Source organism: Jannaschia marina (assembly GCF_013404595.1).
GTDB classification, from domain to species: Bacteria; Pseudomonadota; Alphaproteobacteria; order Rhodobacterales; family Rhodobacteraceae; genus Jannaschia; species Jannaschia marina.
The window spans coordinates 305,058-331,973 of record NZ_JABVAX010000002.1 but is presented as its reverse complement, the minus strand read 5'-3'; the positions used below and the strand labels follow the sequence as shown (position 1 = coordinate 331,973).

At 67.9% G+C, this 26,916-nt stretch carries 20 protein-coding genes, 1 tRNA gene and 2 pseudogenes; 13 read left to right on the top strand and 10 right to left on the bottom strand.

Annotation, left to right across the window (positions count from 1 at the left end; genetic code table 11):
- The first annotated feature begins 85 nt into the window (after positions 1-85).
- The 7 genes and pseudogenes from HSX43_RS05435 to HSX43_RS20010 form a co-directional block, all read left to right on the top strand.
- Positions 86-778 carry a DUF4336 domain-containing protein gene (locus tag HSX43_RS05435; protein WP_179379077.1) on the top strand — a complete coding sequence of 231 codons (693 nt, stop codon included), beginning with the start codon at positions 86-88 and terminating at the stop codon, positions 776-778.
- A gap of 67 nt (positions 779-845) precedes the next feature.
- Complete coding sequence (locus HSX43_RS05430; protein ID WP_179379076.1) at positions 846-1,034, top strand: hypothetical protein; 189 nt, start codon at positions 846-848, stop codon at positions 1,032-1,034.
- Positions 1,035-1,115: 81 nt separating this feature from the next.
- A complete protein-coding gene (locus HSX43_RS05425) occupies positions 1,116-2,726 on the top strand; it encodes an LTA synthase family protein (RefSeq protein ID WP_179379075.1) in 1,611 nt (536 codons plus the stop codon).
- Between the two features lie 11 nt (positions 2,727-2,737).
- Positions 2,738-3,835: a redox-regulated ATPase YchF gene (ychF, locus tag HSX43_RS05420; RefSeq protein ID WP_179379074.1), complete on the top strand. Its 1,098-nt coding sequence runs from the start codon at positions 2,738-2,740 to the stop codon at positions 3,833-3,835.
- A 166-nt stretch (positions 3,836-4,001) separates the two neighbouring features.
- Positions 4,002-4,568: a L,D-transpeptidase gene (locus tag HSX43_RS05415; protein ID WP_179379073.1), complete on the top strand. Its 567-nt coding sequence runs from the start codon at positions 4,002-4,004 to the stop codon at positions 4,566-4,568.
- Between the two features lie 161 nt (positions 4,569-4,729).
- Positions 4,730-4,819, top strand: a tRNA-Ser gene (locus HSX43_RS05410).
- Positions 4,820-4,897: 78 nt separating this feature from the next.
- Positions 4,898-5,074: pseudogene (locus HSX43_RS20010) on the top strand (DUF6538 domain-containing protein); the annotation flags it as partial.
- Positions 5,075-5,638: 564 nt separating this feature from the next.
- Here HSX43_RS20010 and HSX43_RS05405 read toward each other — a convergent pair.
- Positions 5,639-5,719, bottom strand: a pseudogene (locus tag HSX43_RS05405) (IS5/IS1182 family transposase); the annotation flags it as partial.
- A 498-nt stretch (positions 5,720-6,217) separates the two neighbouring features.
- Here HSX43_RS05405 and HSX43_RS05400 point away from each other — a divergent pair.
- Positions 6,218-6,958 (top strand): MipA/OmpV family protein, encoded by a 741-nt coding sequence (locus tag HSX43_RS05400; protein ID WP_179379072.1) that lies wholly within the window; start codon positions 6,218-6,220, stop codon positions 6,956-6,958.
- 9 nt (positions 6,959-6,967) lie between these two features.
- Here the strand turns inward: HSX43_RS05400 and HSX43_RS05395 are convergent, their stop codons facing one another.
- Positions 6,968-8,203 (bottom strand): helix-turn-helix domain-containing protein, encoded by a 1,236-nt coding sequence (locus HSX43_RS05395; RefSeq protein WP_179379071.1) that lies wholly within the window; start codon positions 8,201-8,203, stop codon positions 6,968-6,970.
- 217 nt (positions 8,204-8,420) lie between these two features.
- On the opposite strand from HSX43_RS05395, the gene HSX43_RS05390 reads away from it, so the two are divergent.
- The 4 genes from HSX43_RS05390 (at position 8,421) to HSX43_RS05375 (ending at position 13,454) form a co-directional block, all read left to right on the top strand.
- Positions 8,421-8,819 carry a globin domain-containing protein gene (locus HSX43_RS05390; protein ID WP_179379070.1) on the top strand — a complete coding sequence of 133 codons (399 nt, stop codon included), beginning with the start codon at positions 8,421-8,423 and terminating at the stop codon, positions 8,817-8,819.
- A 95-nt stretch (positions 8,820-8,914) separates the two neighbouring features.
- Entirely contained in the window at positions 8,915-10,060 is a 1,146-nt protein-coding gene (locus tag HSX43_RS05385) for an FIST signal transduction protein (RefSeq protein ID WP_179379069.1), read from the top strand.
- A 19-nt stretch (positions 10,061-10,079) separates the two neighbouring features.
- Positions 10,080-12,830, top strand: a complete 2,751-nt coding sequence (locus tag HSX43_RS05380; protein ID WP_179379068.1) for a hybrid sensor histidine kinase/response regulator — start codon at positions 10,080-10,082, stop codon at positions 12,828-12,830.
- A 9-nt stretch (positions 12,831-12,839) separates the two neighbouring features.
- Complete coding sequence (locus HSX43_RS05375; RefSeq protein WP_179379067.1) at positions 12,840-13,454, top strand: response regulator transcription factor; 615 nt, start codon at positions 12,840-12,842, stop codon at positions 13,452-13,454.
- A gap of 15 nt (positions 13,455-13,469) precedes the next feature.
- On the opposite strand, the gene HSX43_RS05370 is transcribed toward HSX43_RS05375, so the two are convergent.
- The 8 genes from HSX43_RS05370 to HSX43_RS05335 form a co-directional block, all read right to left on the bottom strand.
- On the bottom strand, positions 13,470-16,049 hold the full coding sequence (locus HSX43_RS05370) for a calcium-binding protein (protein ID WP_179379066.1): 2,580 nt from the start codon (positions 16,047-16,049) through the stop codon (positions 13,470-13,472).
- Positions 16,050-16,105: 56 nt separating this feature from the next.
- The gene (locus HSX43_RS05365) at positions 16,106-17,515 is read right to left on the bottom strand and encodes a nucleotide sugar dehydrogenase (protein WP_179379065.1); all 1,410 of its coding nucleotides are present in this window, start codon (positions 17,513-17,515) and stop codon (positions 16,106-16,108) included.
- A gap of 233 nt (positions 17,516-17,748) precedes the next feature.
- Entirely contained in the window at positions 17,749-19,167 is a 1,419-nt protein-coding gene (locus HSX43_RS05360; protein ID WP_179379064.1) for a mannose-1-phosphate guanylyltransferase/mannose-6-phosphate isomerase, read from the bottom strand.
- Between the two features lie 147 nt (positions 19,168-19,314).
- The gene (locus HSX43_RS05355; RefSeq protein ID WP_179379063.1) at positions 19,315-20,901 is read right to left on the bottom strand and encodes a glycosyltransferase; all 1,587 of its coding nucleotides are present in this window, start codon (positions 20,899-20,901) and stop codon (positions 19,315-19,317) included.
- Between the two features lie 3 nt (positions 20,902-20,904).
- The gene (locus HSX43_RS19910; protein WP_179379062.1) at positions 20,905-22,305 is read right to left on the bottom strand and encodes an HlyD family efflux transporter periplasmic adaptor subunit; all 1,401 of its coding nucleotides are present in this window, start codon (positions 22,303-22,305) and stop codon (positions 20,905-20,907) included.
- A gap of 125 nt (positions 22,306-22,430) precedes the next feature.
- Complete coding sequence (locus HSX43_RS05345) at positions 22,431-23,957, bottom strand: tripartite tricarboxylate transporter permease (protein WP_179379061.1); 1,527 nt, start codon at positions 23,955-23,957, stop codon at positions 22,431-22,433.
- Positions 23,958-23,991: 34 nt separating this feature from the next.
- On the bottom strand, positions 23,992-24,510 hold the full coding sequence (locus HSX43_RS05340; protein ID WP_179379060.1) for a tripartite tricarboxylate transporter TctB family protein: 519 nt from the start codon (positions 24,508-24,510) through the stop codon (positions 23,992-23,994).
- 74 nt (positions 24,511-24,584) lie between these two features.
- Positions 24,585-25,547, bottom strand: coding sequence for a Bug family tripartite tricarboxylate transporter substrate binding protein (locus tag HSX43_RS05335; RefSeq protein ID WP_179379059.1), 963 nt, complete (start codon positions 25,545-25,547; stop codon positions 24,585-24,587).
- Between the two features lie 230 nt (positions 25,548-25,777).
- Here HSX43_RS05335 and HSX43_RS05330 point away from each other — a divergent pair, with 230 nt between their 5' ends.
- The gene (locus HSX43_RS05330) at positions 25,778-26,863 is read left to right on the top strand and encodes an isocitrate/isopropylmalate dehydrogenase family protein (protein WP_179379058.1); all 1,086 of its coding nucleotides are present in this window, start codon (positions 25,778-25,780) and stop codon (positions 26,861-26,863) included.
- Positions 26,864-26,916: the final 53 nt, after the last annotated feature.

The following is a 26,916-nucleotide window of genomic DNA, read 5'->3' as shown; positions in this document are numbered from 1 at the left end:
CCACGAGGTCAATGCGCCCATCCGCCTGACGGTGGCGGATTTCGATGTATGTTGCCTTGAAAGGGGTCCGGCAGCGGAGGGGAGGATGCTGACATCGTTTGGCCCGGAAATCTGGATCGCGGATGGGCCGGTAGTGACCGGTGCAGCCGGCTTCCGGTTTCCGACGCGGATGGCGGCGATGCGCCTTGCCTCAGGCGGGCTCTTCATCTGGTCCCCGGTCGCGCTGACACCGCCGCTCCGGCAGGCGCTCTCGGCGCTTGGCCCCGTCGAGGCAGTGATCGCCCCGAACGGCCTGCACGACGGCTTCGTGGCGGAATGGGCGGCGGCCTATCCGAAGGCGCTGCTCCATGGCGCGCCGGGTCTTGCGGCAGCGCACCCCGAGCTGTCCTGGGCCGCCCCCCTCGGCGACGCGCCGGATCCCGCCTGGGCCGGAGAGATCGACCAGGTGGTGATACGCGGCAACCGGATCACCACGGAAGTCGTCTTCCTGCACCGGGCAAGCGGCACCGTGATCTTCACCGACCTGATCCAGCACATGTCGCCCGGCTGGTTTCGCGGATGGCGGGCGATCGTCGCGCGGCTCGACCTCATGGCGGCACCCCGACCGGAGGTGCCCCGCAAGTTCCGCCTCGCCTTCACCGATCGCAGGGCAGCCCGGTCGGCCGTACGGCAGGTGCTCGCCTGGGAGGCCCGCGCCGTGCTCTTCGCCCATGGGCCGCCGGTGACGCTCGACGCGAGGGCGACGCTGCGCCGGATCTTCGCGTGGCTCTCGCCCTGACGCGGACCCGCGCGCAAATCTTCGCCGAGGACTGGCAGCGCCGCCGTCCCGCCCCCATATCCCCGTCATGAACTACTTGCTCGCCATCCTCCTGCCGCCGATCTCGATCATGCTCGCCGGCCGTCCGATCATCGGGATCATCACGCTGCTGATATGGCCCTTCGCCCTGTTCTTTTCGGGCGGGCTGACGCATCCGATGTTCATCCTGCTGGCGTGGTTCATCATCTTCGAGGGGCGCAACCGGCAACAGGGCTGACGCGATCGGCCCCGCGCACGTTGCAATGAGCCGGGGCAGCCGCTAGTGCGGCTGAAACCAACGAGCAGCGACACGCAGGCAATGTCCGCCCCCTCCGAGAGCCTCTCACGCACGCCCAGGGCGCTGTTGCGTCTGCTGATGATCCTGCTGCCGGGACTTCTGGCGATCCTTCTGCTGACACGGGCCTTCCTCGGCCTCGCACCCGTGGCCTGGTCCACGGCGGTCATTCTGGCCGGAGCTCTTCTGGCGACGCTCTTCCTGCCGTCGCCGCTGACAACGTCGGCCCTGCGATGGCGGAGCCTCGGATTCGCGCTCCTCGTCTTCTCCGTGGCGCTGGCGGTGCCCGTGACGGCGATCATCCTGATCTTCGGTCACGCCGATTTCTTCGCGATTCTCGTCAACATCGGTCTCGGTGTCGCGGGCACGCCAATCCTGCCCTACGTGTCCTTCGCGGCGACGGCGCTCATCCTCTGGGCCGCCATCGTCACCGCCCTCGTCCGGTTGCGCGGTCCGGTCCAGCGGCTGCCGGGCGCATGGATCTGGCCGGCGGCCGTCATCCTCGCCATCAATCCGGTGTTCCGCGACCTGATCGTCAATCGCTACTATGCGCTCATGGGCCAACCGACGACCCTGATCGAGCGATACACCGACCCGGAGATCGTTGCCGGGGTCACACCGCCGAACCTCGTCTTCCTCCTGCTCGAGGGCTACGACCGGCAGTTCATCGACCCGGTCCATTACGGCGACCTCGCGCCGGAGATCCGCGCTCTGGAGGAAACATCGCTCGCCTTCACAGACGTCGACCAATATGCCGGCACGGGCTGGAGCATCGCCGGCCATGCCGCCGCCTATTGCGGCGTGCCGCTCTCGCCGATCTTTCTCAGTGTGGCGCGCAGCTACGCGATCCTGCCCGACGCGACCTGCCTGCCCAACGTCCTGCACGACCTCGGCTATCGCCAGACCTACTATTCCGGCACCAACAAGTCGCGGGACAATCACTTCGGCTTCCAGACCTTCTTCGAGGACCGCCGCATCGACGAGGTCATCGACCCGCCCACACTCAAGCCAGCGTCGGGCGAAGTACCCGACGACGGCGCGGCATCGATCAAATGGGGTCTCTACGACAGCGATCTGTTGAGCGCGATCTGGGACGGGATCGAGGCGGGCGTCGCCGGCGACCGGCCCTTCGCGATCTACGCCTCGACCACCGACACCCACGGTCCGTATGGCGGCGTCTCTCCACCCTGCACCGAGGACGGACGCGGCCGCATCGTCATCGACCTGCGGGAATCGGTCGATTGCGTGTCGCGCATGGTCGGCGATTTCGTCGACCGCCTGGAGCGGGAGCACGGCGATGCGAACATCCTCCTCGTCGTCGCTTCCGACCACCTGTCGCATCACCCCGGATTGACACGCCACGTGCCCTCGGACGAGCGGCGGAACCTGATGTTCATCCGTGGGCCGGGAATCGTGCCGGGGCGGGTCGACAAGCCGGGCGCGATGTTCGATCTCTTTCCGACCGTCCTCGACGCGATGGGCCTTCTTGCGCCCGACCAGCCGCGGGCCGGCGTCGGAACGTCATTGATGCGCGAGGCACCGACCCTCGCAGAGGAATACGATCCTGCCGCGTTCGAACGCCTGCTGACCGCCGATGGCGCGCTCGCGGGCTTCGTCTGGGCGGAAAAAGACTGAGGAGCGCTGAAATGGGTTTCAAGATGGGTATCGTGGGTCTGCCGAACGTCGGCAAGTCGACCCTCTTCAACGCCCTGACGAAGACGGCCGCCGCGCAGGCCGCCAACTTCCCCTTCTGCACGATCGAGCCGAACGTGGGCGACGTGGCCGTGCCCGACGCCCGCCTGGACACGCTGGCCGGCATCGCCAAGTCGGCGCAGGTCATCCCGACGCGGATGACCTTCGTGGACATCGCGGGTCTCGTGAAGGGAGCGTCGAAGGGCGAGGGCCTCGGCAACCAGTTCCTGGCCAACATCCGGGAGACGGACGCGATCGCCCATGTCCTGCGCTGCTTCGAGGACGGCGACGTCACCCATGTCGAGGACCGGGTGAACCCGGTCGAGGACGCGGAAATCATCGAGACCGAGCTGATGATCGCCGACATGGAATCGATCGAGAAGCGCCTCGCCGGGCTCAGCCGAAAGATCCGCGGCGGCGACAAGGAGGCCCTGGTGCAGGAACGGCTGCTGAAGGCCGCCCTCGCCGCGCTCGAAAACGGTCGCCCGGCCCGGACGGTCGAGGTGGAGGTCGAAGACCGCAAGGCGTGGGCCATGCTGCAGCTGCTGACCTCGAAGCCCATTCTCTACGTCTGCAATGTCGACGAAGCCTCGGCGGCGACCGGCAACGCCTTCTCCACCGCGGTCGCCGAAATGGCGGAGGCGCAGGGCGCGGCCCATGTCGTCATCTCCGCCCAGATCGAGGAGGAAATCGCCCAGCTTTCGCCCGAGGAAGCCACCGAGTTCCTGGCCGAGATGGATCTGGAGGAGCCTGGCCTCGACCGGCTGATCCGCGCGGGCTATGCGCTGCTCGACCTCGAGACATACTTCACGGTCGGCCCGAAGGAGGCCCGCGCCTGGACGATTTCCCGCGGGACGAGCGCGCCGAAGGCCGCAGGCGTCATCCACGGCGACTTCGAAAAGGGGTTCATCCGCGCCGAGACGATCGCCTACGACGACTTCGTCTCGCTCGGGGGCGAACAGGCGGCGAAAGAGGCCGGCAAGATGCGCGCAGAGGGCAAGGGCTACACCGTCAAGGACGGCGATGTGCTGCATTTCCTCTTCAATACCTGACGGATCCGGGCCGCAAGCGCGGCAGAGCCGCCACTATTCAGCTCCGATCGCACTTCACACGCATTCGTGAACTTGAGATTCAGGACCGGCTGTGGCCGTTAGTGGGTTGACCAGTCAAACGCACCTCTGCCGGTGTGTCAAAACGTTTGCCTCAAGGAGATTTCGCATGAACAGACGCGAGCTGATCACGGGGGGTGCCGCCCTTTCCGCCCTTTCCCTGTTCGGATCGACCGAGGCCATGGCACAGGCCCTCCGCCCGGATTTCATGCCCGTCGAGGTGGCCATCCAGCCCGGGATCCCGGCGAACGAGATTCACGTCCTTCCCGACAGCTTCATGCTCTTCTGGACGCTGCCGAACGCGCGCGCCATGCGCTACATGGTCGGCGTGGGCCGGCCGGGTCTCTACGAGAGCGGCGAATTCTTCGTCGGAGCCAAGAAGGAATGGCCGAGCTGGACACCGACCCAGTCGATGATCGAGCGGACGCCGGAATACGCACAGTGGAAGGACGGCATGCCCGGCGGCCCGAACAACCCGCTCGGCGCACGCGCGCTCTACCTCTTCGAACCGGGCCGCGGCGACACCTTCCTGCGGATCCACGGCACCAACGCACCGGGGACGATCGGGACCGCGGTGTCGAACGGCTGCGCGCGGCTCGTGAACGACCAGGCCGTCGATCTCTACAACCGCGTACCGATGCGTTCGCGCGTCGTGCTGCACCCCAAGACGGTCTGAGATCCGGACGGCGCAGCCTATCCGGAGCGGCGACATGACGACACCGGGGCGGCCTCTGCCTGAGGCCGCCTTTTCCATGCGCTCCAACCGGTTCCTATCCCTTGCCGACCCTTGCGAAAAACGCCTTGCGGTCCGCGCACCTCTCGCCTAGGTCGGTCGGCGGAGACGTGGCCGAGTGGTCGAAGGCGCTCCCCTGCTAAGGGAGTAGGCGGGAAACCGTCTCGAGGGTTCGAATCCCTTCGTCTCCGCCATCAGCTTCTATTCTCGTTCTTGTTCAGCGTGTTATGAGGTCTTGGTGCTTCTTCTGTTCCGGGTTGCTACAGTAGCGAATGTCGATCCGTGTCGCCGTCCCCAAGCTTTTCCTGCGTGGAGGCCAATGGTCTGTCCGTGTGCAATTGCCTGCTGAGCATCAAGAGCGTCTTGGGCGGAAGGAATACTGGATCAGCTTGAGAACATCCGACCGGATCGAAACGACGACCCGCGCACCCGAGTTGATACTGGCAAAGCGCGAAGAGATTGCAGACCTGGTCATGCGCTTCACTGGACCTCGAACCGGGCCGCCAGCTCGGCAACCGTCCGCTCGCCGCGCAGCGCCTCCAGCGCCACCTTCGCCTTGAACGCGGCCGCGTGCCGCTTCCTCTTCGCCATCTCGTCCGTCTCCTTCTCGAAGACCAAGATGACCTCAGATCGTAGCTCCCGTCAGCGTCCAATTTCCAGGGAGCACCTCACAGTGCTTCGTGCGGGAACAAGAGTTGGTCGAGATAGCCTACCCTCAGGCTTCACAGCCATTAGATGACAGTCCCGGCGGAAAAAGGCTTCGCGCATCGGCTTAGCGACAAATTGCAAAGCGTCTCAGAGGCTTGAGCCTGTCAGGCAATGCCACGGAAGGGGTGGTCGCGGCGCTTATCATACGTCACTAGCGTCTTGCGTTGTTTCCGTCAGCGGATGCAGGCGCGTATCCCCCTCCTCCACTGCAGCCCGGAAATGGCATACAGTTTCGCGCTCATGCCGATCTTGGTTCGATCGACCTCTCGGGGCATTGCTGCGAAATGCCCTGTCGGGCACTTAAAGCGCGGTTTGCCATTAGACTTCGGGAAGCAGGGTTCCAGACGCGCCATCTGCGCATCGCTCAACCAGAAGGGATCGGACATATCACTGCTCTGTTCTCGCAAGGTGAATCATACCCATCCGCTAGCAATCAATGGAACCCGAACCTAGTTGCCGGCACAGGAAAGTGTTCGCCCAAACATGGCGGGAGGACATGCGCGGAAACACCGGAGCAAGAGGCACAGGTCGGCATCCCACCATGGTCGAGAGCGTGATCGGGAGCCGGACGACACTCATTGCCGAAAAAGTTCTGCTTGTCCTGTCTGAAAACGGTCACCGCCGCGGCCACGATTGCCGCCGCAACCGCGAGTCCCGCGCTGGCCGGGGGCCGATCCATCTGTGCAGTGGTGGCCGCGTATGACGTCGTCACGCTCGACGACGCCGACTTCTGCGACCGGAGCGACCCGGGGCGCGCGCCCCCGCGACTGTCCCCTCCCATCGGCGCGGGCAGGGGCGCTGTCCGCGCCGGACCGCCGAGACGACGGCGCAACACCGCGTCAGGTAGGACGGCCCGAAAACAACACAGACCCAAGGATACGGATTTGCACCTCCTCAAGACAGCCGCGCTTTCGATTGGCAGCCTTCTTCTCACCGCCGGCACCGCCTCGGCCGATGGAACATGGAGCGTCGGAGCCTTCGCAGGCGTCACCGTCGATTACTACATCGGCGGCGACCGCAGCGACATCGGCGTCGGCCCCTTCCTCGCCTACGACACCGAGCGGCTGCATCTCGGCTTCGACGGCGCGTCCTACAACTTCATCGCCCGTCCCGATCTGACGGTGGGTGCCGGACTCAGCCTCCGGGCCGAGCCCGATTTCCCGGGTGGCGCACTCTTCTCCGGTCTCGACCGGGGCACGGCGGTCGAGGCCGGGGTCTTCGCGCGGCAGAGTCTGGGCGAGTCGGGCTACATCGGCGGCGGTCTGCGCCGCGACATCTCTTCCGAACACGGCGGCTACGAGGCGGACCTCCATGTCGGCACGCAGTTCGCGCTCGGCCGGGTCGGGGTCGACGCCTCGATCGGAGGCAAGTTCCGCGACGGCGACCTGAACCACTATCTCGTCGGCGTCTCCGCGTCCGAGGCGAATGGCGATCGGTCGGCCTATGATCCGGGTTCGTCGTTCATTCCCTACGTCGGACTGACGGCCAGCGTCCCGCTGTCGGATAAGGTCACCCTCGTCGGCGCGGCCAGCTACGAGCACCTCGGCTCCACCTACGAGGACAGCCCTCTCGTGGAACGCAACAAGACGGGCAGCCTCGGCGTCGGGCTCGTCTACCAGTTCTAGGATGCGAGCTCAGCCCGCGCCGGCCCAGGAGAGCTTGTCGATGAAGGCATGTTCGGAGGCCGACCCCTCCGCCTGCTCCTCCTTCCACTGCTTGCGCAGTTCCATTGGGGTCATCCCGAGCTCCTGACGGAAGGCGCGGTAGAAGGACGAGCGCGAATTGAAACCGACATCATGGGCGATCGACAGGATCGTCGCATCGCTTCCGAGCAGCACCTCGACCGCCCTGCGGATGCGGAAACCGTTCACGTAGTCGAAGAAGTTGCGCTTCATCACGAAGTTCAGCGTCTGAGAAACGTAGTTCGTGCTGACGCCGATATGAGTGGCGAGATCCCAGAGCGACAGGTTCGGGTCGTCGTAGAGCTGATCCTGTCGCATGGCCGCGTCGATCTTGGTCGAGATCCGGCCCATGTCGGCGTCGGTCAGGGCCGACCGGCTGTACTTCGGCGCCACCTCCTCGCTTCGGACCGACTTCTCCATCTCCGACGCGGAGAGGCCGGGCCGCTGGCGCAGACCCCAGACCGCGATGACGCCGATCAGCTCGACATCCGCAAAACCCAGGGCAAAGGCGAAGGCCGGCGACAAGTCCTCGACCGCCAATGGCGCCAGCAAGTGAGCGATGCTCGTCACCCAGTACATCATCCCGGCGACGGCGATCCACCACACCCATCCGAGTTCCCGGCTTTCCGTGCTGGCGAAGAGATCCTTCAGGCGGCTGTTGTAGAGATAGAGGATCCGCAGCGTCCACAGCAGGTAGAAGAGAACCTGAAAGTAGAAGACGACGGTGGCGGTGTAGACGAGGATCGTCGCGAGCATGACGACCGCTCCCTCCGCGACTTGTCCCTGGTCAAGCACCGCGAGGGTCGATGCCGACACCAGCAGGTAGGTCGCCCCGGCGGCGCCCGCCAGGACGATCGGAGGAAGGTGCCAGAGGAGCGAGCGAAGCCGCAGCTCCGGCGTCTCCGACGTGAGCATCCGAACATAGAGCCAGAACAGCGGGGCCATCGTGGTTATGATCGGGAGCGACGCCGCGGTCGCGAGACGTAGGGCAAGCGCCGGCTCGGAACCGGCGATCGTCCGATCCAGCAGAGTTGGAACGAGGATGGCAACCTGCGCGGTGAAGAACAGCGCGAGAGGCAGGTAGACGCGCCGGTCCTCCTGACGCTGGAAGAGCTGGATGGCACAGATCGCCGACAAGCCCATCAGGAACATGTCCGCCGCGAACTGGAGCGTCTCACCTGACGTCATGGGCGCGGTTCCGTCTGTCGTGATTTCGCCCGGTAGATGCCGCACGAAGCCACGAGACCGCCAGAGCAAAAACGACATCGGCGGCTTTCCGTCGCACGGCGGCCCCGCAGGCGACCTGCCCTGCGCCGCGGCCCGCTTGCCAATCGCCGGTCGAGCGGTGATCCTCGGACCGGTGCGGGCAAGAGGATGTGGCGCGGTGACGAGGACCAGGGATGACATGCTGCGGGTTCGCCGCAGCTGGGCGCAGATCGCCGGCGACCCGGATGCGGCGGCGCGACTCTTCTATGCCAAGCTCTTCCGCATCGACCCCTCGACGAAGCCGCTCTTCGTGGGCGACCCCGTCCTGCAGGGCCGCAAGCTGATGCAAACGCTGAGCTTCGTGGTCGACCACCTCGATGACGAGGGCCGCCTGATGCCCGCCGCCCGCGACCTCGCCGTCCGGCATGTCGGGTACGGCGTCGTGGCGGAGCAATACGCGAGTGTTGGCGCGGCGCTGATCGAGACGCTCGCCCGGCTGATCGGACCGGACTTCTCGACCGAGGACCGGGCCGCCTGGGCCGAAACCTACCGCGCCCTCTCGGATGCCATGATCGCCGCGGCCTACCCCGGCCACTGACCTATCCTTCCGTATAGTCCGTCTCTCCGGATGCGCGGGTGCGATGCGGGCGCAGACGGGCTAAGGGGATGCGCATGAGACATCAGGAGGCATCCTTGGAGATCGACGTTGTAGTGGCGCGGAGCGCCGGGGAACTCGCCGCGAAACTGTCGGGCACGGACGCCGACTTCGTTTCGGTGCACGGGGACTGCGGCCTCGACGTCGCCGCTGCGGCGGTCGGGCTCGGGCTGCAGGCCCTCCACGGAGCGACCTCCTGCCTCGGCGCGATGACCGGCGAAGGGCCGACGGATGGCCTCGCGGCCTTCGTCCTGCGTGACCCCGCCGGAGCCTACGGCACCGCGCTCGCCACGTTCGGGGACGATCCCGCCGGGGCCGCCGCCCGAGCCACGCGCGCGGCGCTCGAAAACGCCGACCGCCCGGGCGAGCAGCCCGATCTCGTCTGGGTCTCCGCAACCCCCGGAGCCGAGGAAGAGGTCCTCGCAGGGATCGAAAGCGTCATCGGGCGCGACATTCCGATCATCGGCGGCAGTGCGGCCGACAATGCGGTCGCGGGCGGGTGGTTCGTCTACGACGGCAGCGAGCGGACCGAAGCCGGGGTCGTCGTCTCGGCGCTCTTCCCCTCGCGTCCGATCTCCTTCGCCTACCAGAGCGGCTATGCCCCGACCGAACACGCCGGCACCGTCACCCGCGCCGAGGGGCGGCGCATCCACGAGATCGACGGTCGCCCGGCGCTCGAGGTCTATGCGGAATGGACCGAGGGCGCGATCGACGGCCCGGCGGCGCATGAGGCATCGGTGCCGATCCTGTCGGAAAGCACGCTCTGGCCTCTCGGACGCGAGATCGCGGGCGTCGGCGCGGTGCCGTTCTACCTTCTGGCGCATCCGGCGGTGGCGCAGGCCGACGGTGCGATCGACCTCTTCGCCACCGTGGCCGAGGGCGAGGCGCTGACGCTGATGAGCGGCACGCAGGAGAGCCTGATCGCACGCGCGGGCCGCGTTGCCGCGCTCGCCCGCGCGACCGGCGGCGTCGAGGAGACGCCCGTCGCCGGTGCCCTGATGATCTATTGTGGCGGCTGCATGCTCTCGGTGCGCGATCGCGTCGCGGACGTCGCCGCCGGCGTGGACATCGCCCTCGACGGGGCCCCCTTTCTCGGAGCCTTCACCTTCGGCGAGCAGGGCGCGCTTCTCGGTGCCGGCAACCGCCATGGCAATCTGATGATCTCCTGCATAGTGTTCCACTGACACAGCAGCCGGGCGGACCATGGACCAGGACGAGCGACTGCGCGAGGCCCTGCTGGAGCTGCAGTTGCTGCGCGACCGCGAGGCCCGCGTCCATGCCGAGACGCAGACCCTCCTCGACTGTCTGGAGGCCTATTCCGCCGCGCCCGGACCCGGCGAGGCGCTGACGTCACTCTTCGTCTCGCTGCGCGGCAAGATCGGGTCGGACCTGTCGCTCCTCGTGGCCCGCGACGCCGAGGGCGACACGACCGTCGCCGCCACCGACCGCGCCGATGTCCTGGGCCAGAGCATCGTCGCGCCCTTCGACCTTTTCCGGCGACCGCGCAACATCTCCGACCTCTCCGTGACCGGCGACTGGTCGGGGGCCGTCGACGTCGCGGGGTTCCGGGCGCTTCTGGTCGCGCCGGTCTCCGGGGAGCTCGCGCTCCTGACGTTCCGCCGCCTGCCGACAGGCTTTCGCAAGGACGACATCAACCTGGTGCAGCGGCTCTCGGGCCTTGCCGCGCAGGCCTTGCGCAACCTCGACGTGGCGGCCGAGAAGGACATGCTGGCGGCGACCATTTCGGGCTCCTCCTCGGGCGTCGCGATCGCCGACGCGACCGATCCGGCCCGCCCGCTCGTCTACGTCAACCAAGCCTTCGAGCGCATTTCGGGCTACGCGGCGGCCGAGGTTCTGGGCCGCAACTGCCGCTTCCTGAGCGACGAACCCCCCGATGCCCCCGAACGCGCCCGTCTGCGCGCGGCGGTCGCGACCTGCGCGCCCGGGACGTTCGTTCTGCGCAACCGGCGCAGGGACGGAACGATGTTCTGGAACGAACTCACGCTCTTTCCGGTGCGCGACGGAGCCGGTCAGGTGCGCAAGCTGGTGGCGACGCAGACCGACGTGACCGACCGCATCCGCGCCGGGGAGGAACGCGACCGGTTGCGCCAGAGAATGGAGAGCGCGCTTGCAGCGACGGACGATGCCTTTCTCGTCCTCGACGGCGACGGCCGCGTGGCCTTCGCCAACGCCGCGGTCGACCTCTTCTTTCCCCTGCCCCAGGGCGAATGGACCGAAGGGGCCGACTTCGACACGACCTGGGCCGCCTATCTCGACGGCTGCAGCGATCTGCCGGGGCGGGTGACGCGCCGGTTGCGGGCGGCCGACTTCACGGCTCTCGCGCGGCTCGGCACGAGCCAGGGGCTCGACCTGCCCGACGGCCGCAGCCTCCTCGTCCGCGCCGGGCGGCTCGACGATGGGGGCTTCGCGGTCTCGGCCACCGATGTCACCGCCATGCGCTCGGCCCAGAACCTTCTGGCGCAGCGCCTCGCCGCGATCGAGGCCACCGCCGACGGCATCGCCATGACCGACGAAGACGGGCGGCTCGTCTATCTCAACGCCGCCGCCGCCGCGCTGCTCGGCTACGACGATCCGGGCCGCGCTCTCGGGCGGCGCTGGCGTGCGCAGTACCGGGATGCCCCCGCCCGCACCCGGGGCGGCGCGTTCCAGACCACAGTGTCACGGACCGACGGCAGCGCGGTGCAGACCCACGAGATCACCGGCTCGCCCCTCGACGGCGGCGGGTCGATCATCGTCATCCGCGACATCACCGAGACACTCGAGACCGAGGCACGGGAGGAGGAGCTGACGAAGGAACTGATCCGCCTGCAGCGGCAGGAAGCCATCGCCCAGTTGACCGCCGGCATCGCGCATGACTTCAACAACCTTCTGTCGGCGATCACCGGCTCGGCCACGCTGATCGAGATGCAGGGGGATCTGCCACCGGAGGTCGCGCCCCATCTCGCCCGGATCGGGGCCGCGGGAACGCAGGCCGCGAAGCTGATCGCGCGCCTCCTCGACATCGGGGCGGATTCGGAAACCGACGGTCTCTTCGAGGTCTCGACAGTCCTGAGCGACCTGCCCGCGCTCGTCGACGCGGCCCTGCCCGGCGGGATCGCCTTCGACATCCGGGCCGATCGGCCCGCGCTGGCCCTGCGCGGCGACCCCGGCACGCTCAGCCAGATCCTAGTGAATCTCGCGCTGAATGCCCGCGACGCCATCGGCAGCCGGAGGGGGCGCATCACGCTCTCGGTCGACACCATGGCGGGTTCCGAGGCCCCCGTCCCGGCCGTGGGCCGCCTCGACCCGGCCCGGAGCTATGCCGTGCTGGCCGTCTCGGACGATGGTGCGGGGATGGACGCGGCGACTGCGGAACGGATCTTCACGCCCTATTTCACCACCAAGGGCCGACTCGGATCGGGGCTCGGCCTCGCGACGATGGCGATGCAGGCGCGCTCGGTCGGCGGGGCCGTCGCGGTCGAAAGCGCGCCGGCGCAGGGCACGACCATCACGCTGTTCTGGCCGCTCGCGACGGGAGGCGGAGCACGCGCGCCCGCGCCCGCACCCGGGACGCCGCACCTCGACGGCCGCACTGTCATCGTGGTCGACGACGATCCGAACGTCGGGGCCGTCGTCGCCGGATACCTCGAGGCCCACGGCGCGGAGGTGACGACCTGCGAAGACCCCCGCGACGCGGCAGAGGCGATCGAGGAAGACCCCGACGCCTGGTCGGCACTCGTCACCGACTACGACATGCCGGGCCTCACCGGCGGGGCGCTCGCCGCACGGGCCCGCGCGGCGGCCCCGGACCTGCCGATCCTCGTCATCACGGCCCTCGCCCGGCGGCTGTCGGACCCGCGCGTCACCGACGATCCGGGCACCCGGGTCCTGCCGAAGCCCGTCGACCTCGAAGCGCTGCTGCGGGCACTGGCCAGCCCGGTGCGGGACCGCTAGACAGAAGACATGCGACTGCTCCTGGCCGACGATCACGACCTGGTTCTCGAGACCCTGAGCGCCTTCCTGACCGCGCAGGGCGAGTTCGAGGTCGAGACGCGCGGCTCGCTTGAGGACGCGCTCGTCCGGATCGGGGAGTCGCCCGCGCCCGATCTCGTGCTGCTCGACTACTCCATGCCCGGCATGAACGGGCTCGACGGGCTGGAGCGGGCCATCGCCGCGTCCTTCGGTCGTCCGGTCGCCATCATGTCCGGCACCGCCACCAAGGCCGTCGCGCAGGAGGCAATCGACAAAGGGGCGATCGGCTTCCTCCCGAAGACCATGGCCGCGAAATCACTCGTCAATGCGGTGCGCTTCATGGCGATGGGCGAGACCTACGTGCCGCTCGACTTCCTCAACGCCCAGGACGAGGCTGCCGACGTTCCGCTGGCCCGGCTTCTGTCGGAGCGGGAGCGGCAGGTGCTCGAAGCCCTGACGCGGGGACTGTCGAACAAGGAGATCGCGCGGGAGCTCGACCTCCAGGAAGTGACGATCAAGCTGCATGTGAAGACGCTCTGCCGCAAGCTCGATGCCAAGAACCGCACCCATGCCGCGATGATCGGAAAGGAGGCCGGCATCGTCTGACGCCGGCCCCGGGGATCAGAAGACGAAGGCGTCCACCACCGTCTGGTAGATGTCGTCGGCCGCGCCGGCCTCGCAGATCAGGGTCGCACCGCCGAGGTCGACCACCGCGTCGCCTGCGCCGTTCAACGAGACGTTCGCCGCGATCCACTCCGCCTCCGCCAGACCGCCCAGCAGGTCGAGCTTGCGCAGGTCGAGGCGGTCGGCTTCCGCGCCGTCGCGGGTGAGGTCGGTGATTCGATCGACGGAGCCGTCCATATCCTCGTCGCGGAAGACGAACGTGTCCGACCCCGCGCCACCGCTGGCCAGATCAGCGCCCGCGCCGAGGTAGATCTTGTCACGGCCCGCGCCGCCCGAGATCACGTCGTCCCCGGAGGAGGCGTTGATGTAGTCGCGCCCCTCGCCGCCCTCGATCCGGTCGGCACCCGAGCCCGAACGGATGCGGTCATCGCCCGCCCCGCCGTCGATGACGTCGGCGCCGGACCCGCCCGCGATCACATCCGCAGCCTCGCCGCCGGACAACTGGTCGCCGCCGCTGCCGCCATCGAGCCGGTCCGCGCCGGTGCCACCGTCGAGCGTGTCGGCCCCACTGCCACCGTCGAGCGTATCGGCCCCCGCACCGCCCGACAGAAGGTCGTCGCCGCTCTGGCCCGACAGCACATCGCGCCCCGCGTCGCCGGCGAGATCGTCGTCGCCGCTGCCGCCATCCAGGACATCGTCGCCGGAGCCGCCGGAGAGCGCGTCGTCCTCCCGCCCGCCCGAGAGTGCGTCGTCACCCGAACCGCCACGCAGTATGTCGTGGCCGCTGCCGCCCGAGAGGACGTCGGCCCCCGCACCGCCGTCGAGAACATCGTGCCCCGCGGAGCCGTCGAGCAGGTCGTCGCCCGACCCGCCGGCCAGGACGTCGTCGTCCTCCTCCAGAAGGTTGCCGTGCTGATCGTAGCGCAGGCCCGCGTCGTCATAGACCGACACGATCGTCGAGATGCTGCCCGGCCCCGCACCGCCATAGAGCACGTCGTCCCCGGCGTCGCCCTGCAGATGGTCGCCCGCCGAGGCCCCGATGAGGGCATCGGAACCGAAACCGCCGTGCACCTCGTCGGCCCCGGCCCCGGCCTCCACCAGATCGTCGTAGCTGCGGTTCGCGTCCTCGACCTCGTGGAGGCCGACGCCGCGGATCAGGAGGGTCGCGTCGGGGTCGAGCGTCGCGAAGGGGTCGATCGCGCGCGGGTCCATCGCGCCGTCGTTGCTGTAGGCGGGCGGCGCGTCGCTGACGAGTTCGAGCCGTGCCGTGCCATCGTCGAGCCGCTCGACACGGTAGATGCCACCCGTGCGGCCCGTCGCGTCGTTCATGTCGTGGTCGCCCCCGTTGCCGCCGGCATAGAGGTTGCCCTCTCCGTCCACGACGAAGGCCCCGAAGGTGATGTCGGGCGCGCCCTCGACCAGTGTGCCGTCGATCATCGTGCCGGTCACCGGGATCGTCGTGAAGACGGGCTCGCCGCCTTCGGCCACGGCCGAGATGTCGATCCGGATCAGCTTGGCCGCCCCGCCCTCGCCGTCTGGCTTCACGAGACCGTAGAAGCACTGGCTCTCCGCGTCGAAGCCCACGTCCCAGACCTTGTCGGCGATCATGTCGACCGGGAAGCGGAAGGTCCGCGCGAGCGGGTTGCCGTCGGCGTCGCGCGTATCCACGTCGATCATCGTGACGCGGTCGAAATCGGCCTCGAAGGCCCAGAGGTTGCCGCGGTCGTCGAAGTCGCCCGTCCAGGAGCGATAGGGCGTCGACCCGACGCGATAGGCATTGCCGTCCGCGTCGTACATCACGAGGTCGGACTGCGTCACGGCCTGACCGAGCGCATCCACGCCATCCCGCACGGCGATGCCGTAGATCAGGTCGTCCTCCTGGTTGAAGCCGATGGCGTTCGCCACCACCGTGGCCTCGGCTCCGGCGGCGGTGTAGCTCTGTGCCTCGGTGTCGAAGACCTGAAGACGGCCGTTCATCACCTGATAGATCGCCGGTTGGCCGGGCGCGAAGGCCGCGACTTCCACCGGCTCTCCGTTCAGCGTCACCGTGGTGGCGTAGCTCGCGATCGGGCCGCTCGTGTCGTAGGCCGGATCCGCGTCGGGCCGCAGCCGCAACGTCAGCTCGCCCGGCTCGCCCGTGCCCGTCAGCGTCACGGCCGCCTCCGAGAAGGCCCCGCTTCCGGTCGTCACCTCGCCGATGACCTCGCCGTTCCAGAGCACATCGACCGTGCCGGAACCGCCCCGGGTGATGTTGGCCGCGAGTTCGAAGGCGATCTCGTAGCTGGCCCCGGCGACCGTCTCCACGGTTTGGGACATCTGCTGCAGCCCGTCGGCGTCGAGACCGACGGTCCAGGCTCCGCCCTCGGCATATTGGTCGAGGGTCAATGCGCCCTCGGGGCTTTGGAGCAGGTCGACCGACAGGCTGTCGCCCAGGATGAGGTCGGCGCCGGCACCCCCCGAGAGGGTGTCGTCACCGGCGAGGCCGACCATATGGTCGATACCCGAGCCGCCGTCGAGAACGTCGTTCTGCCAGCCGCCCACGAGGGTCGGATTGAGGGGTTGAGAGGGTTGGGACATGGGTTTCACTCCATTCAGGGGGGTTTGATGGAACGGGCCGGACGGCGCGCTCCGGTTCACCAGCCGATGCCGTGGTAGAAAGGGCTCTCGGGCAGGTCGGGAAGCGCGCGGACCACGTCGACCACATGGGTCCGACCATCGGTCAGCACGGCATCGAGAAGGGCGGCATAGGCCGGCGTGGCCTGGGTCACGATCACCGCGTCGGCGTCGCGGACGGCCTCGGCCGCCTCCGCGGCCAGAAGCCCGCGCAGATCGCCGGCCAGGGCGGCCAGCCCCGGCGAGGCGTGGCGAACGTAGGCCAATTGTCCCTCGATATCGGTGTCGGGTGTCACCGCCGGGTCGTGGGCCATGACCTCGATGCCGGCGGCGCGGAGCTCGGCGATGACCTCGAGGATCGGGCTTTCGCGCAGGTCGTCCGTCCCCGGCTTGAAGGCGAGGCCAAGCACCGCGACACGGCGCGCCCCGGTCGCGCGCACGAGGCGCAGGCTCTCCTCGATCTGAGCCCGGTTCGATGCGCCCAAATGGTCGATCATCGGCAGCGACACCCCCGCCCGCGCCGCGATATGGGACACCGCCCGCACCTCCTTCGGCAGGCAGGATCCGCCATAGGCGAAACCGGGTTTCAGGTAGTAGGGCGACAGGTTCAGCTTGGTGTCGCGGCAGAAGACGTCCATCACGGCATGGCTGTCCACGCCCTGCGACTTGGCCAGTCGTCCGATCTCGTTCGCGAAACAGACCTTGGCGGCGTGCCAGACGTTGTCGGCGTATTTCACCATCTCGGCGGTCTCGATGGAGGTCACGACCGGCGCGGCATCCACGGGCTCGTAGATCCGGCGCATGATTTGGGCCGTCCGCGGGCAGGTCGCCCCGATCACCGTCTTCGGCGGAGCATGGAAGTCGGCGACCGCCACGCCCTCGCGCAGGAACTCGGGGTTGAAGGCGACGCCGAAGTCCACGCCGAGCCGCTTGCCCGACATCTCCTCCAGGATCGGTGTCATCACCTTCATCGTCGTCCCCGGCGGGATCGAGCAGCGCATGGCGAAGACGTGGAAGCCGTCCTTTTCGGCAAGGCCCCGTCCCATGTCGCGCGCCGCCGCCTCGATGTAGCGGTGGTCGCAGCCACCATCGGGGGCCGTCGGCGTGCCGACCGAGACGAAGGTGACATCGGTGTCGCGAACCGCCGCGGCGAGATCGTCGGTCGCGGCGATCAGATCGCGGGCCACGCCGTCCGAGAGCAGGCGGTCGAGCCCGGCCTCGTGGATCGGCGCGCGCCCCGCGGCGATGGCGGCGACCTTGCCCGCGTCGAGGTCGACGCCGACGACCCGATGCCCGAGGGCCGCGAGGCAGGCGGTGGAAACGGCACCGACATAGCCGAGACCGACGATGGAGATGGCGGCCTTCTCCTCCAGCAGGGCGAGGGGAACGGCCGTTGCAGTGGCGAGATCGGAGCGGGGGAAGTCGAACATGGGAGCCTCTCAGATGGGACATGATTGCGTCTGAGACGGTGATAACGCTTTGATAGAAAATGATTTCGATCTCGAAGGCGCAGTCGGGGGCGCGATGGTCTAGCTGCCGCGCGGATGGGCAGCCAGACCTGTCCGAAGGGATAGTCGCCGCGCCGGAGGCGGGTCCCGAAACGCGAAACGCCCGCGACCGGTCATCCGGTTGCGGGCGGCAAGTGGCGGAGCGCTCGGCCGCGTCAGGCGGCGTCGGCGCGGGCGTAGACGTCCTCGTAGCGGACGATGTCGTCCTCCCCGAGATAGGCCCCCGACTGAACCTCGATCAGCGTCAGCGGCAGTTTCCCGTGATTCTCGAGCCGGTGAACCGCGCCCAGCGGGACGTAGATCGACTGGTTCTCGGTCAGCATCTCGACGCGCCCGTCGACCGTCACCGTGGCCGTGCCGGCGACGACGACCCAATGCTCGGACCGATGGACGTGGGATTGCAGCGACAGGCGGCCACCGGGCTTCACCATGATCCGCTTGACCTGGAACCGGTCCCCGAGCGCCAGCGTCTCGTAGTGACCCCAGGGCCGGTGACACTGGCGGAAGCCATCGGCCTGCGGGGCTTCCTGCGCGCGCAGCACCTCGACCACCTCCTTCACGCGCTCGCCCTCGCTCATGTCGGCCACGAGGATGGCGTCGCCGGTCGCGACGGCGGCGATGTTGCGAAGGCCCAGACCGACGATCCGCGTGTCCGGCCGGTCCGAGCGAAGAAGCGTGTCCGCGCAGCCGATCTGCGTGGCCGACCCCGAGAGCGCGTTGCCGTCGGCATCCTGTGCGGCGGTCGCGTGGACGGCACGCCAGCCCCCCATGTCGTGCCAGCCACAGGCCATCGGCACCACGGTCAGGGCCTCGGCCCGCTCCATGATCGCATGGTCGATGGAGATGGTTTCGGCGCGCTCCCATCCCTCGGCCCCCAGCCGCAGGAAGCCCATGTCCTCCGTCGCGTGCCGGAGCGCCGCGCGCACCGGCATCAGAAGCTCGGGGGCGTGGGTCTCGAAGGCAGCGAGGATCGTGTCGACGCGGAAGAGGAACGTGCCCGCGTTCCAGAGGTGCCGACCGCCCGCCACGAAGGCCTCCGCCAGCGCGCGCGCGGGTTTCTCGACGAAGCCGGCCAGCGGCTGCGCGACACCGGTTTCCGCGGTCTCCGTCAGTTCAAGGTAGCCATAGCCGGTCTCGGGCCCCGTCGGGCGATTGCCGAAGGTGACGATCGCCCCGCGCGCCGCGGCCTCGGCCCCGGCGGCGACGGCGCTCTCGAAAGCCTCGGCATCGGCGATCCGGTGATCGGAGGGGGTCACGAGCATGAGCGCCTCGGGCGTTGCGGCCATGCGCAGCGCGGCGGCGAGCACGGCCGGCGCGGTGCTGCGGCCCGTGGGCTCCAGCATCAGGGTCGCGCGCACACCCGCCGTCTCGGCCTGCTCGGCGGCGATGAAGCGGTAGTCGGCCCCGGTGACGACGAGGGGGTCGGCATAGCGCGGCCCGGAAAGGCGCGAGAGCGTCGCCTCGAACAGGCTCTGTCCGCCGGTCAGGTCGGTGAACTGCTTGGGGTAGTCGCGGCGCGAGGCGGGCCAGAGGCGGGTGCCGGATCCGCCGGCGAGGATGATGGGGGTGATCATGGGTTCGGTCTCCGGTTGAGGTTGTGCCCCCTGCGTACCGGGCCCCGGAGCGCGGATCGCCTGACCGGAGGGAGGGGCGGGGAGTCCGGATGGGGCGGGCGCTATTCGGAAGGATAGTCCGCCATGCCCGAAGGCAGATGCAGCCCCTCAGAGCGGGGCCGGAATCGCCTCGACGTAGAGCGCGAGCAGCGTGACGAAGGCCGTCACCGCGATGGCGAGCTGCGCCTTGGCCGTCGCGTTCTGAACCCGCGCGACCCAGCCCCCGCCACCGCCCGCCGACTGGTTGCCCCGGTTCGACCATTTCTGCTTCGACAGATGGAACACCATGAAGATCTTCACCGAGGCGTTGATGACCTGGTTGAGGTAGAGGATGAACGGCCACGACAGGTCGATGCGACGACTGTAGCGATAGAGAAACAGGCAGAGGAGCACCCGGCTGAAGAGCACCCAGATCAACGCCGACCACAGAAAGAGCGGCTCGGTCAGGGCCAGGATGACGGCGAGCGTCGGGGACACCATCATCGTCCACATGGCGATACGCTGATCGACGAGGCACCACCAGATGAAGGGTTTCACCTGCCGCGGCCCGAGCGCGATGGCGCGGCTGCCGTTGCGGAGCATGTTGCCCGACCACCGGCGGAAGTTCTGGACCATCCGCCCGAGGCCGTTCTCCTTGATGACCTCGATCGTGTAGACGGTCGCGTCGGGCACATAGGTCATCTTCGCGCCGCGGGTGAGCATGTGGTACCAGGTCGACTTGTCGTCGCCCGACAGGAAACGGAACCGGCCCCACAGCCAGTGGTCGAGATGATCCGCCTCGATCGTCCGGATGAAGCGCTCGGAACGCATGTGCTGTGCGCGAAAGACGCTCATCCGCCCGGTCAGCGTCAGCACCTTTCCCGAGAGCGCGTGGCTTTGCATGGCGAGACGGCGCTGCGCAAAGCGCATGTCGAGCCACGCCTCGATCCACTTCGGCCCGTAGCAGATCACCTCTTCGTCGGTGGTGAGCGCCTGCAGCTCCGGGTCCGCTCCGAACATCGGGAGCGTCTTCTCTAGCACGTCGGCTCCATAGAGCGCGTCGCCGTCCATGAAGATCACGAGGTCGTCGGGGTCGACGCCTGCGCGGTTGATCGCGCGCAGGATCATCCCGATCGCCATGCGCTTGCCCGGCTGGTTCTGACGCAGGAAGACGAGTTCAGCGAGGTCGTCGGGAATGTCCTGCGCGTGGGTTTCGACGAAAGCGCGGATGATGGCCTCGTCATAGGCGGACCCGGTGCCGATGTAGAGGGTGGTCGGGATCCGCTCGCGCCGGATCTGGCCGAGGATCGAGCCGATCACCCGCCGGGTGATGGCGGGCTCCTCGAAGTAGGTCGTCATCTGGATGTGCAGCCGCCGCGGCCGCCAGCCCCCCCGCCAGACCGCATCGGCGGCGGCGCGCATCGCGGGCCAGCGCCGGCGGCGGTAGATCTCGGCACGCACGGCATGTGTGAACCACCAGCCGAAGCGCCAGATGCCGAGCGTGCCCATCGCGATCGTGACATGCAGCGTGGAGGGCGTGAAGAAGCGGTTGTGGGTGTGGACGAGCAGCCAGACGAGCACCGCGAGGATCAGCAGAAGACCGATCACCTGCCTTGGCCGCCACTTCGCGAGACCACGCCGCACGGGTGCCCGCAGGTCGCGGAGGCGCACGGTCAGATCCTTTTCGAACGCGTATTCGGTCGCGGGCGCGTGCATCGCTCAGCTCCAGTCCCGGAAAAGACCCGCGACAAACGCGCCCAGACGGCGTGCCCAGGGGCGACGCGCCTCCACCGCGACCGGCATCAGGTGCGGCAGGCGTTCGCGTGTCTGGCCCAGCGTCAGCTCGGGGAAGTCGACCGTGACGAGCATCCCGAATTCGGGCGACAGCTCCGGGTCGATACCTGCGACGACGGCCGAGATCCGTCCCTCGAGCCGCGCGGGCCCGGTGCCGTCGTTGACCGTCACGTCCGTCGCCATGCCCGGGGCGAGGGCGGCAGCCATGTCCTGCCCGATCCAGCCGCGCGCGACGCGGGCCTCCGCCCCCTCGATCTCCACGGCCGGGATCCCGCGGGCGAGGAACTGCCCCTCCTGCACCATCACCGCGGTGACGTGGCCCGGCGCGGACGCGATCAGATGCAGGGCGTCCGCCGCCCCGCGCAGCCGCCCCCGCTCCCGCCGCAGGCGGCGCAGCTCCTGCTCCAGATCCGCGATCTCGAGCAGGAGGCCCGCCTCGGTCTCGAAGAGCGCAGCGTGATCGGGAGACGTGCGGCCCTCGAAGGCTGCGCGCTCGGCTTCCGCCCGTCGCCGCACGGCCGCGTCGGTGGCCATGCGGATGGCACCCGACAGCGCTTCGCGCTCCCGTGCGATCCAGTCGGCGACCGCGGCGTGATCGGTGCGGACGGCGTCGAGCCGCCGTTCGAGCATGGCGATGCGGCCCCGCACGTCGGTCAGCCCGGCCTCGGTCTCGGGCGTCACGACGCGCACCAGCAGATCGCCCGCCGCCACCTCAGCGCCCGGGGCGACGAGAATATCGGCGACGTAGCCCGGCTGCAGCGCCAGTATCTGCGTCAGCGGAGCCTCGATGCGCGCGTTGCGGATGTCGACCGTCGCCAGTCGCGAGACGACGCCCTGTCCCAGCGTCGCGAGGACGACGCCCGCGATCACCAGGTAGCCGAGCACCGTGAGTGCCGCACGCAATGGCCGCGGCGCGACGGTGGCCCGACCCGCGGCCTCCTCCTCTGCGGTCTCCTCCATCGGAACGAGATCGACGGGCGTATCGAGGCTGGTGATGACATCATCCGTCGCTGCCATGCGGCCGGAGAGCAGCGATCGGTAGAAGACCGCGAGCGTCTCGCGCTGGCGACCCGAGAGACCGTCGAACGCCAGGAACCGCGTCACCCCCTGTCGGGCAAGCCGGACGGGGAAACGGATGTCGACCCCCTGGAAGGGGATCGACAGGATCGCCTCGCGGGGCAGAAGCTCGCTCTCGCCCGGGAAGGTGAAGCCGGTGAGCGACCAGCTTTCGATCGTGAGCCGCTCGCCGGTCATCAGCTCCAGACCGAGCGGCGCGCGGACCGACAGGGCGAGGTCGGACATGGGACGTTCGTGGCGGATCTTCACGGCGGGGCACTCCGGATGGGTCGCCCCGGTGTACTCTGTCCCGGCTCCGCCGCCGCTGTTCCGGTCGGGTAGGACACCGGCGCGAAAGTATAGGTCCGTCTGACCGCCGGTGCCGTCTCGGAGCCCTAGGCCTCGCGATCCGTTCGGGGACGCGATCGCTGAAGCAGCGCCATCCCGAGCGGAACCGCCGCGATGGCGAGCAAGATGGCGAGCAGCACGAGCGACACAGGCCGCTCCCAGAAGAGGCTCATCGTGCCCTGCGAGATGATGTAGCTCTGCAGGAAGGTCTCCTCCGCCATACCCCCGAGGACGAGGGCCAGAACGGTCGCTGCCGGCGAGTAGCCGTACTTCTTCATCGCGAAGCCGATCGCCCCGCTGATCACGAGGATCCAGGTCTCCACGATGCTCGCGTTGATCGCATAGGCCCCGATCACGCAGAGCAGGACGATGACGGGAACGACGTTGACGTAAGGTACGTCGAGGAATTTCACGAAGAGCGGGATGGCGAAGATGCTGAGCGCGATCAGGATCATATTGCCCAGATACATGCTGGCGATGAGGCCCCAGACGAACTCCGGATCGTTCACGATCAGCATCGGTCCGGGCTGCAGGCCCCACATCAGGAAGGCCCCGAGCAGGACGGCCGTCGCCCCGGACCCGGGGATGCCCAGAGATAGGAGCGGCACCATCGCACCCGCGGAGGCCGCGTTGTTGGCAGCCTCGGGTGCAACGAGGCCGCGCATCTCGCCCTTGCCGAAATTCTCCGGGTCGCGCGCGATCTTCTTCTCGACCGAATAGCCGATGATCGACCCGAGCGTGGCCCCCGATCCGGGCAGGACGCCCGCGATGAAACCGATGGCCGAGCCGCGCCAGAAGGTGAAGCGCGACTCCCGATAATCCCGGCGCGTGGGCCAGAAGGCCTTGTCGCGGAAGCTGACGCGCAGGCGCTTGGCCGGCTCCCGGTGCTGGCCGTTCAGGACACAGTGCAGAAGCTCGCCGATCCCGAAGAGCCCGATCGCGACCGCCACGAAGTAGACGCCCCCGATGAGCTCGGGCGAGCCGAAGGTGAACCGCTGCTGACCGCTCATCACGTCCACGCCGACGGTGCCGACGGCAAAGCCGATCAGCGCCGAGATGAAGCCCTTGAACTTGTTGTCTCCCATCATCGTTGTCAGCATCAGGAGGCCGACCGCGATGATGAGGAAATATTCCGACGGCCCGAAGGACGCCGCGAAGCCCGCGAGCGACGGGGCGAGCGCGGTGATGAGGATCACACCGATGGTGCCGCCGAAGAAGGAGGCGATCGCCTGCATGACGAGCGCGGGCCCCGCCCGTCCCTTCTGCGCCAGCGGATAGCCGTCGAGCGTGGAGGCCACCGTCGCGGATTCGCCCGGCGTGTTGATCAGGATGGAGGTGATCGTACCGCCGTACATCGAGCCATAGTAGATCCCGGCGAGCATGATGATCGCGATCGTCGGCGTCAGACCGAAGGTCATCGGGATGAGCACGGCGATGCCCGCGGCCGGGCCGAAGCCGGGAAAGAGCCCGACGATCATGCCCACGAAGGCTCCGACGACGAGGAAGAGAAGACCCTGGGGCGAGGCGGCGACGCTGAGGCCGAGGGACAGGTTGGCGACGATGTCGGCTAGCATGGCGAAATACTCTTTGGGCGCGGGAGGCCGGAGGTCAGACCCCGAGGGGGCCGATGGGCAGGGAGGCGTTCAGGAGAACCTTGAAAAGCAGGTAGAGAAAGCCCGGCAACGCAAGGCTGTAGATCAGGTTGCCGACCGGATGCCCGCGGTTGAAGGTGAAGAGGAAGGCCAGCATGAAGAAGATCATCGCCGGCAGCGCGCCGGCGATCTTCAGGGCGGCGACGAAGACGCAGAGGTAGCCGAAGGTGATCGCCACGTCGCGCCCGTACTCCGGCCCGCCGTCGAGCGCATGGGTGTCGAGCCCCATCGCCTCGGCCGTGCCTTCCGCGGTGGGATCTGCGCGATGGACGGGGCCGCCGCCGGCGGCTCGCCGGTCGCGCAGGTCACCCCAGAGGTTCACCCCGCAGGACACGATCAGCGCGAGCCCCACGAGAAGGGGAAAGAAGCCCGCCGCCGGGCGGCCCGACTGCGTGAAGAGCGACAGCGTCGCAAGGCCGTAGACTGTATAGCAAATCGCCAGCACCAGAAGCGCGGCGGCGAACCCGGTCTTCATGACGGTCCTCCCAAAACTGCGGTGACCGGGCCCATGGCACATCCTCCTGTGCCGCGGGCCCGGTCGATGATCCGTTACTCGATTGCGCCGATGTCCTTCAGGACGGCTTCGTACTTGGCGCTGGTCTCCTCGAGGTAGGTGCCGAAGTCCTCACCCCAGATCGGGTTGCCCGACATGCCGTTCGTCACGAGGTAATCCTTCCACTCCGGCGTCTCGACGGCTTCCTTGAGGGTGGCGACCCACCAGTCCTGGACGGCCGGATCGAGATCCGGCGGCAGCACGACGCCGCGCGGGAGCGAGAAGTCGAAATCGTAGCCGAGCTCTCGGAAAGTGGGGATGTCGGGGTGGTTCGTGCTGCGGGCCGAATCGGAGAAGGCCAGCGCCGAGAAACTCCCGGCGTCGATCTGACCGGCCACCTCGGAAGGGTTGGCGACGACGGCATCGACGCTGCCCGAGGTGAGCGCGGTGACGAGTTCTCCGCCCGAGCCGATCGGAACGTATTCGTATTCGATCCCGGCGGCCTGCGCGAAGAGGCTCGCGGTCACGCGTTCGGGCCCGGCCGAGCCGCTGCCGGCAATGGTGACGCGCCCGGCCTTGGCTGCCTCGACAAGGTCGTCGAGCGTGCCGAAATCGGAGTCGGAACGAACGACGAGGAACATCGCGTCACTGGCCAGAAGGCCGATGGGCGTGAAATCGGCATAGGTCCAGTCGGTGTCCGACACGAGCGGCGTGCCGATGAAGTTGCCGCTGGTCGACGTCGCGGCATAGGGGTCGCCCGCCTTGTTCTTGACGAAGCTGAAGCCGACCGCGCCGCTGCCGCCCTCGCGGTTCTCGACGACGATGTTGCCCGGATAGAGCTCGTAGTCCTTGAGGATGTCCACCAGCGTCCGGGACATGCGGTCGTTGCCGCCCCCCGGGCCGAAGGCGATCGTGTAGGTCAGCCGCTCGGACGGATAGTCCTCGGCAAATGCGGTCGTCGGCCCTGCGAAAAGCGCCACCGTGGCGGCCAGCGCTGCGAAGGTTCTGCGATTCATCATGGTTTCCTCCCCTGAATTTTGCATTTTCTCAATATTCCATGCAATATGGCGGCAGATTGGATTCTGTCAACCAAAAATCCGATTTTTCGAAAACTGTCTCATGTAAACCCTCCTATAAGCCTTAATCCGCTCAATACAGACGCTTCACGCGTAACTGTGCGGATTCTATCTTGCATATTTATTTTTAAAAAACCTATATAAGGCCATCTGAAACACCCTGGGAGGATACGATGCGGTTGATGGTCTTGCCTTGTGACGGAATCGGCCCCGAAATCATGGGCGCGACGCTCGAGGTGATGCGTGCGGCCAACGCGAAGTTCGACCTTTCGCTGACCTTCGAGACGGAAATGTCCGGCTTCGACAGCCTGCGGCACCATGGGACGACCCTACGCGAAGAGGTGCTGGAGCGCGCGCGGACGGAGTTCGACGGCGTCATCCTGGGGACGCAGTCCCACATGGACTATCCGCCGGTCGCAGAAGGCGGTCGCAATGTCTCGGCCGGCTTCAGGATCGGCCTCGACCTCTATGCGAACGTCCGCCCTGCCCGCTCCCGCGACTTCCTGACCAACAAGGCCCCCGGCATGGACCTTGTCATCATGCGCGAGGCCACGGAGGGTTTCTATCCCGACCGCAACATGTTCCGCGGCGTCGGAGAGATGATGCCCGATCCCGACATGGCGCTCTCGGTGCGCAAGATCACCCGCCACGGCTCGCTCAGGATCTGCCGCGAGGCCTTCAAGCTGGCCATGCAGCGCAAGAGGAAGGTCGCGGCGATCCACAAGGCGAACTCCTTCCTGATGACCGATGGCCTCTTCCTCGAATGCTTCCGAGAGGTCGCGGCCGACTTCCCCGAGGTCGAGACGGAAGAGCTGATCGTCGATGCCTTCGCCGCCCTCCTCGTGCGCAAGCCGCAGGCGTACGACGTCGTGGTGGCGACCAATTTCTACGGCGACATCCTGTCGGATCTCGCATCGGAGCTTTCGGGCTCCCTCGGGCTTGCGGGCTCGATCAACGCGAACGCCGAGACCGGCCTCGTCTGCGCGCAGGCGCAGCACGGATCGGCTCCGGACATCGCGGGCCGCAACGTGGCGAACCCGACGTCGCTCATCCTCTCGGCGGCCATGATGCTGAGCTGGCTGGGCGAGCAAAGCGGCGAGGCGCAGCTGATGGCGGCGGGCAAGGCGATCTCCGACGCGGTGGACGCGGTGATCGACGAGCCGGCGCAACGCACGCGCGACATCGGCGGATCCGTCGATACGGATGCCTTCGGTCGCCTCGTCGCGGCGCACCTCTCGGAGATGAGCCTCGCCGCCTAGCACCTCCCACGACGCGGCCGGACGGCGGGGTGGCACGGGCCATCCCGCGAAAG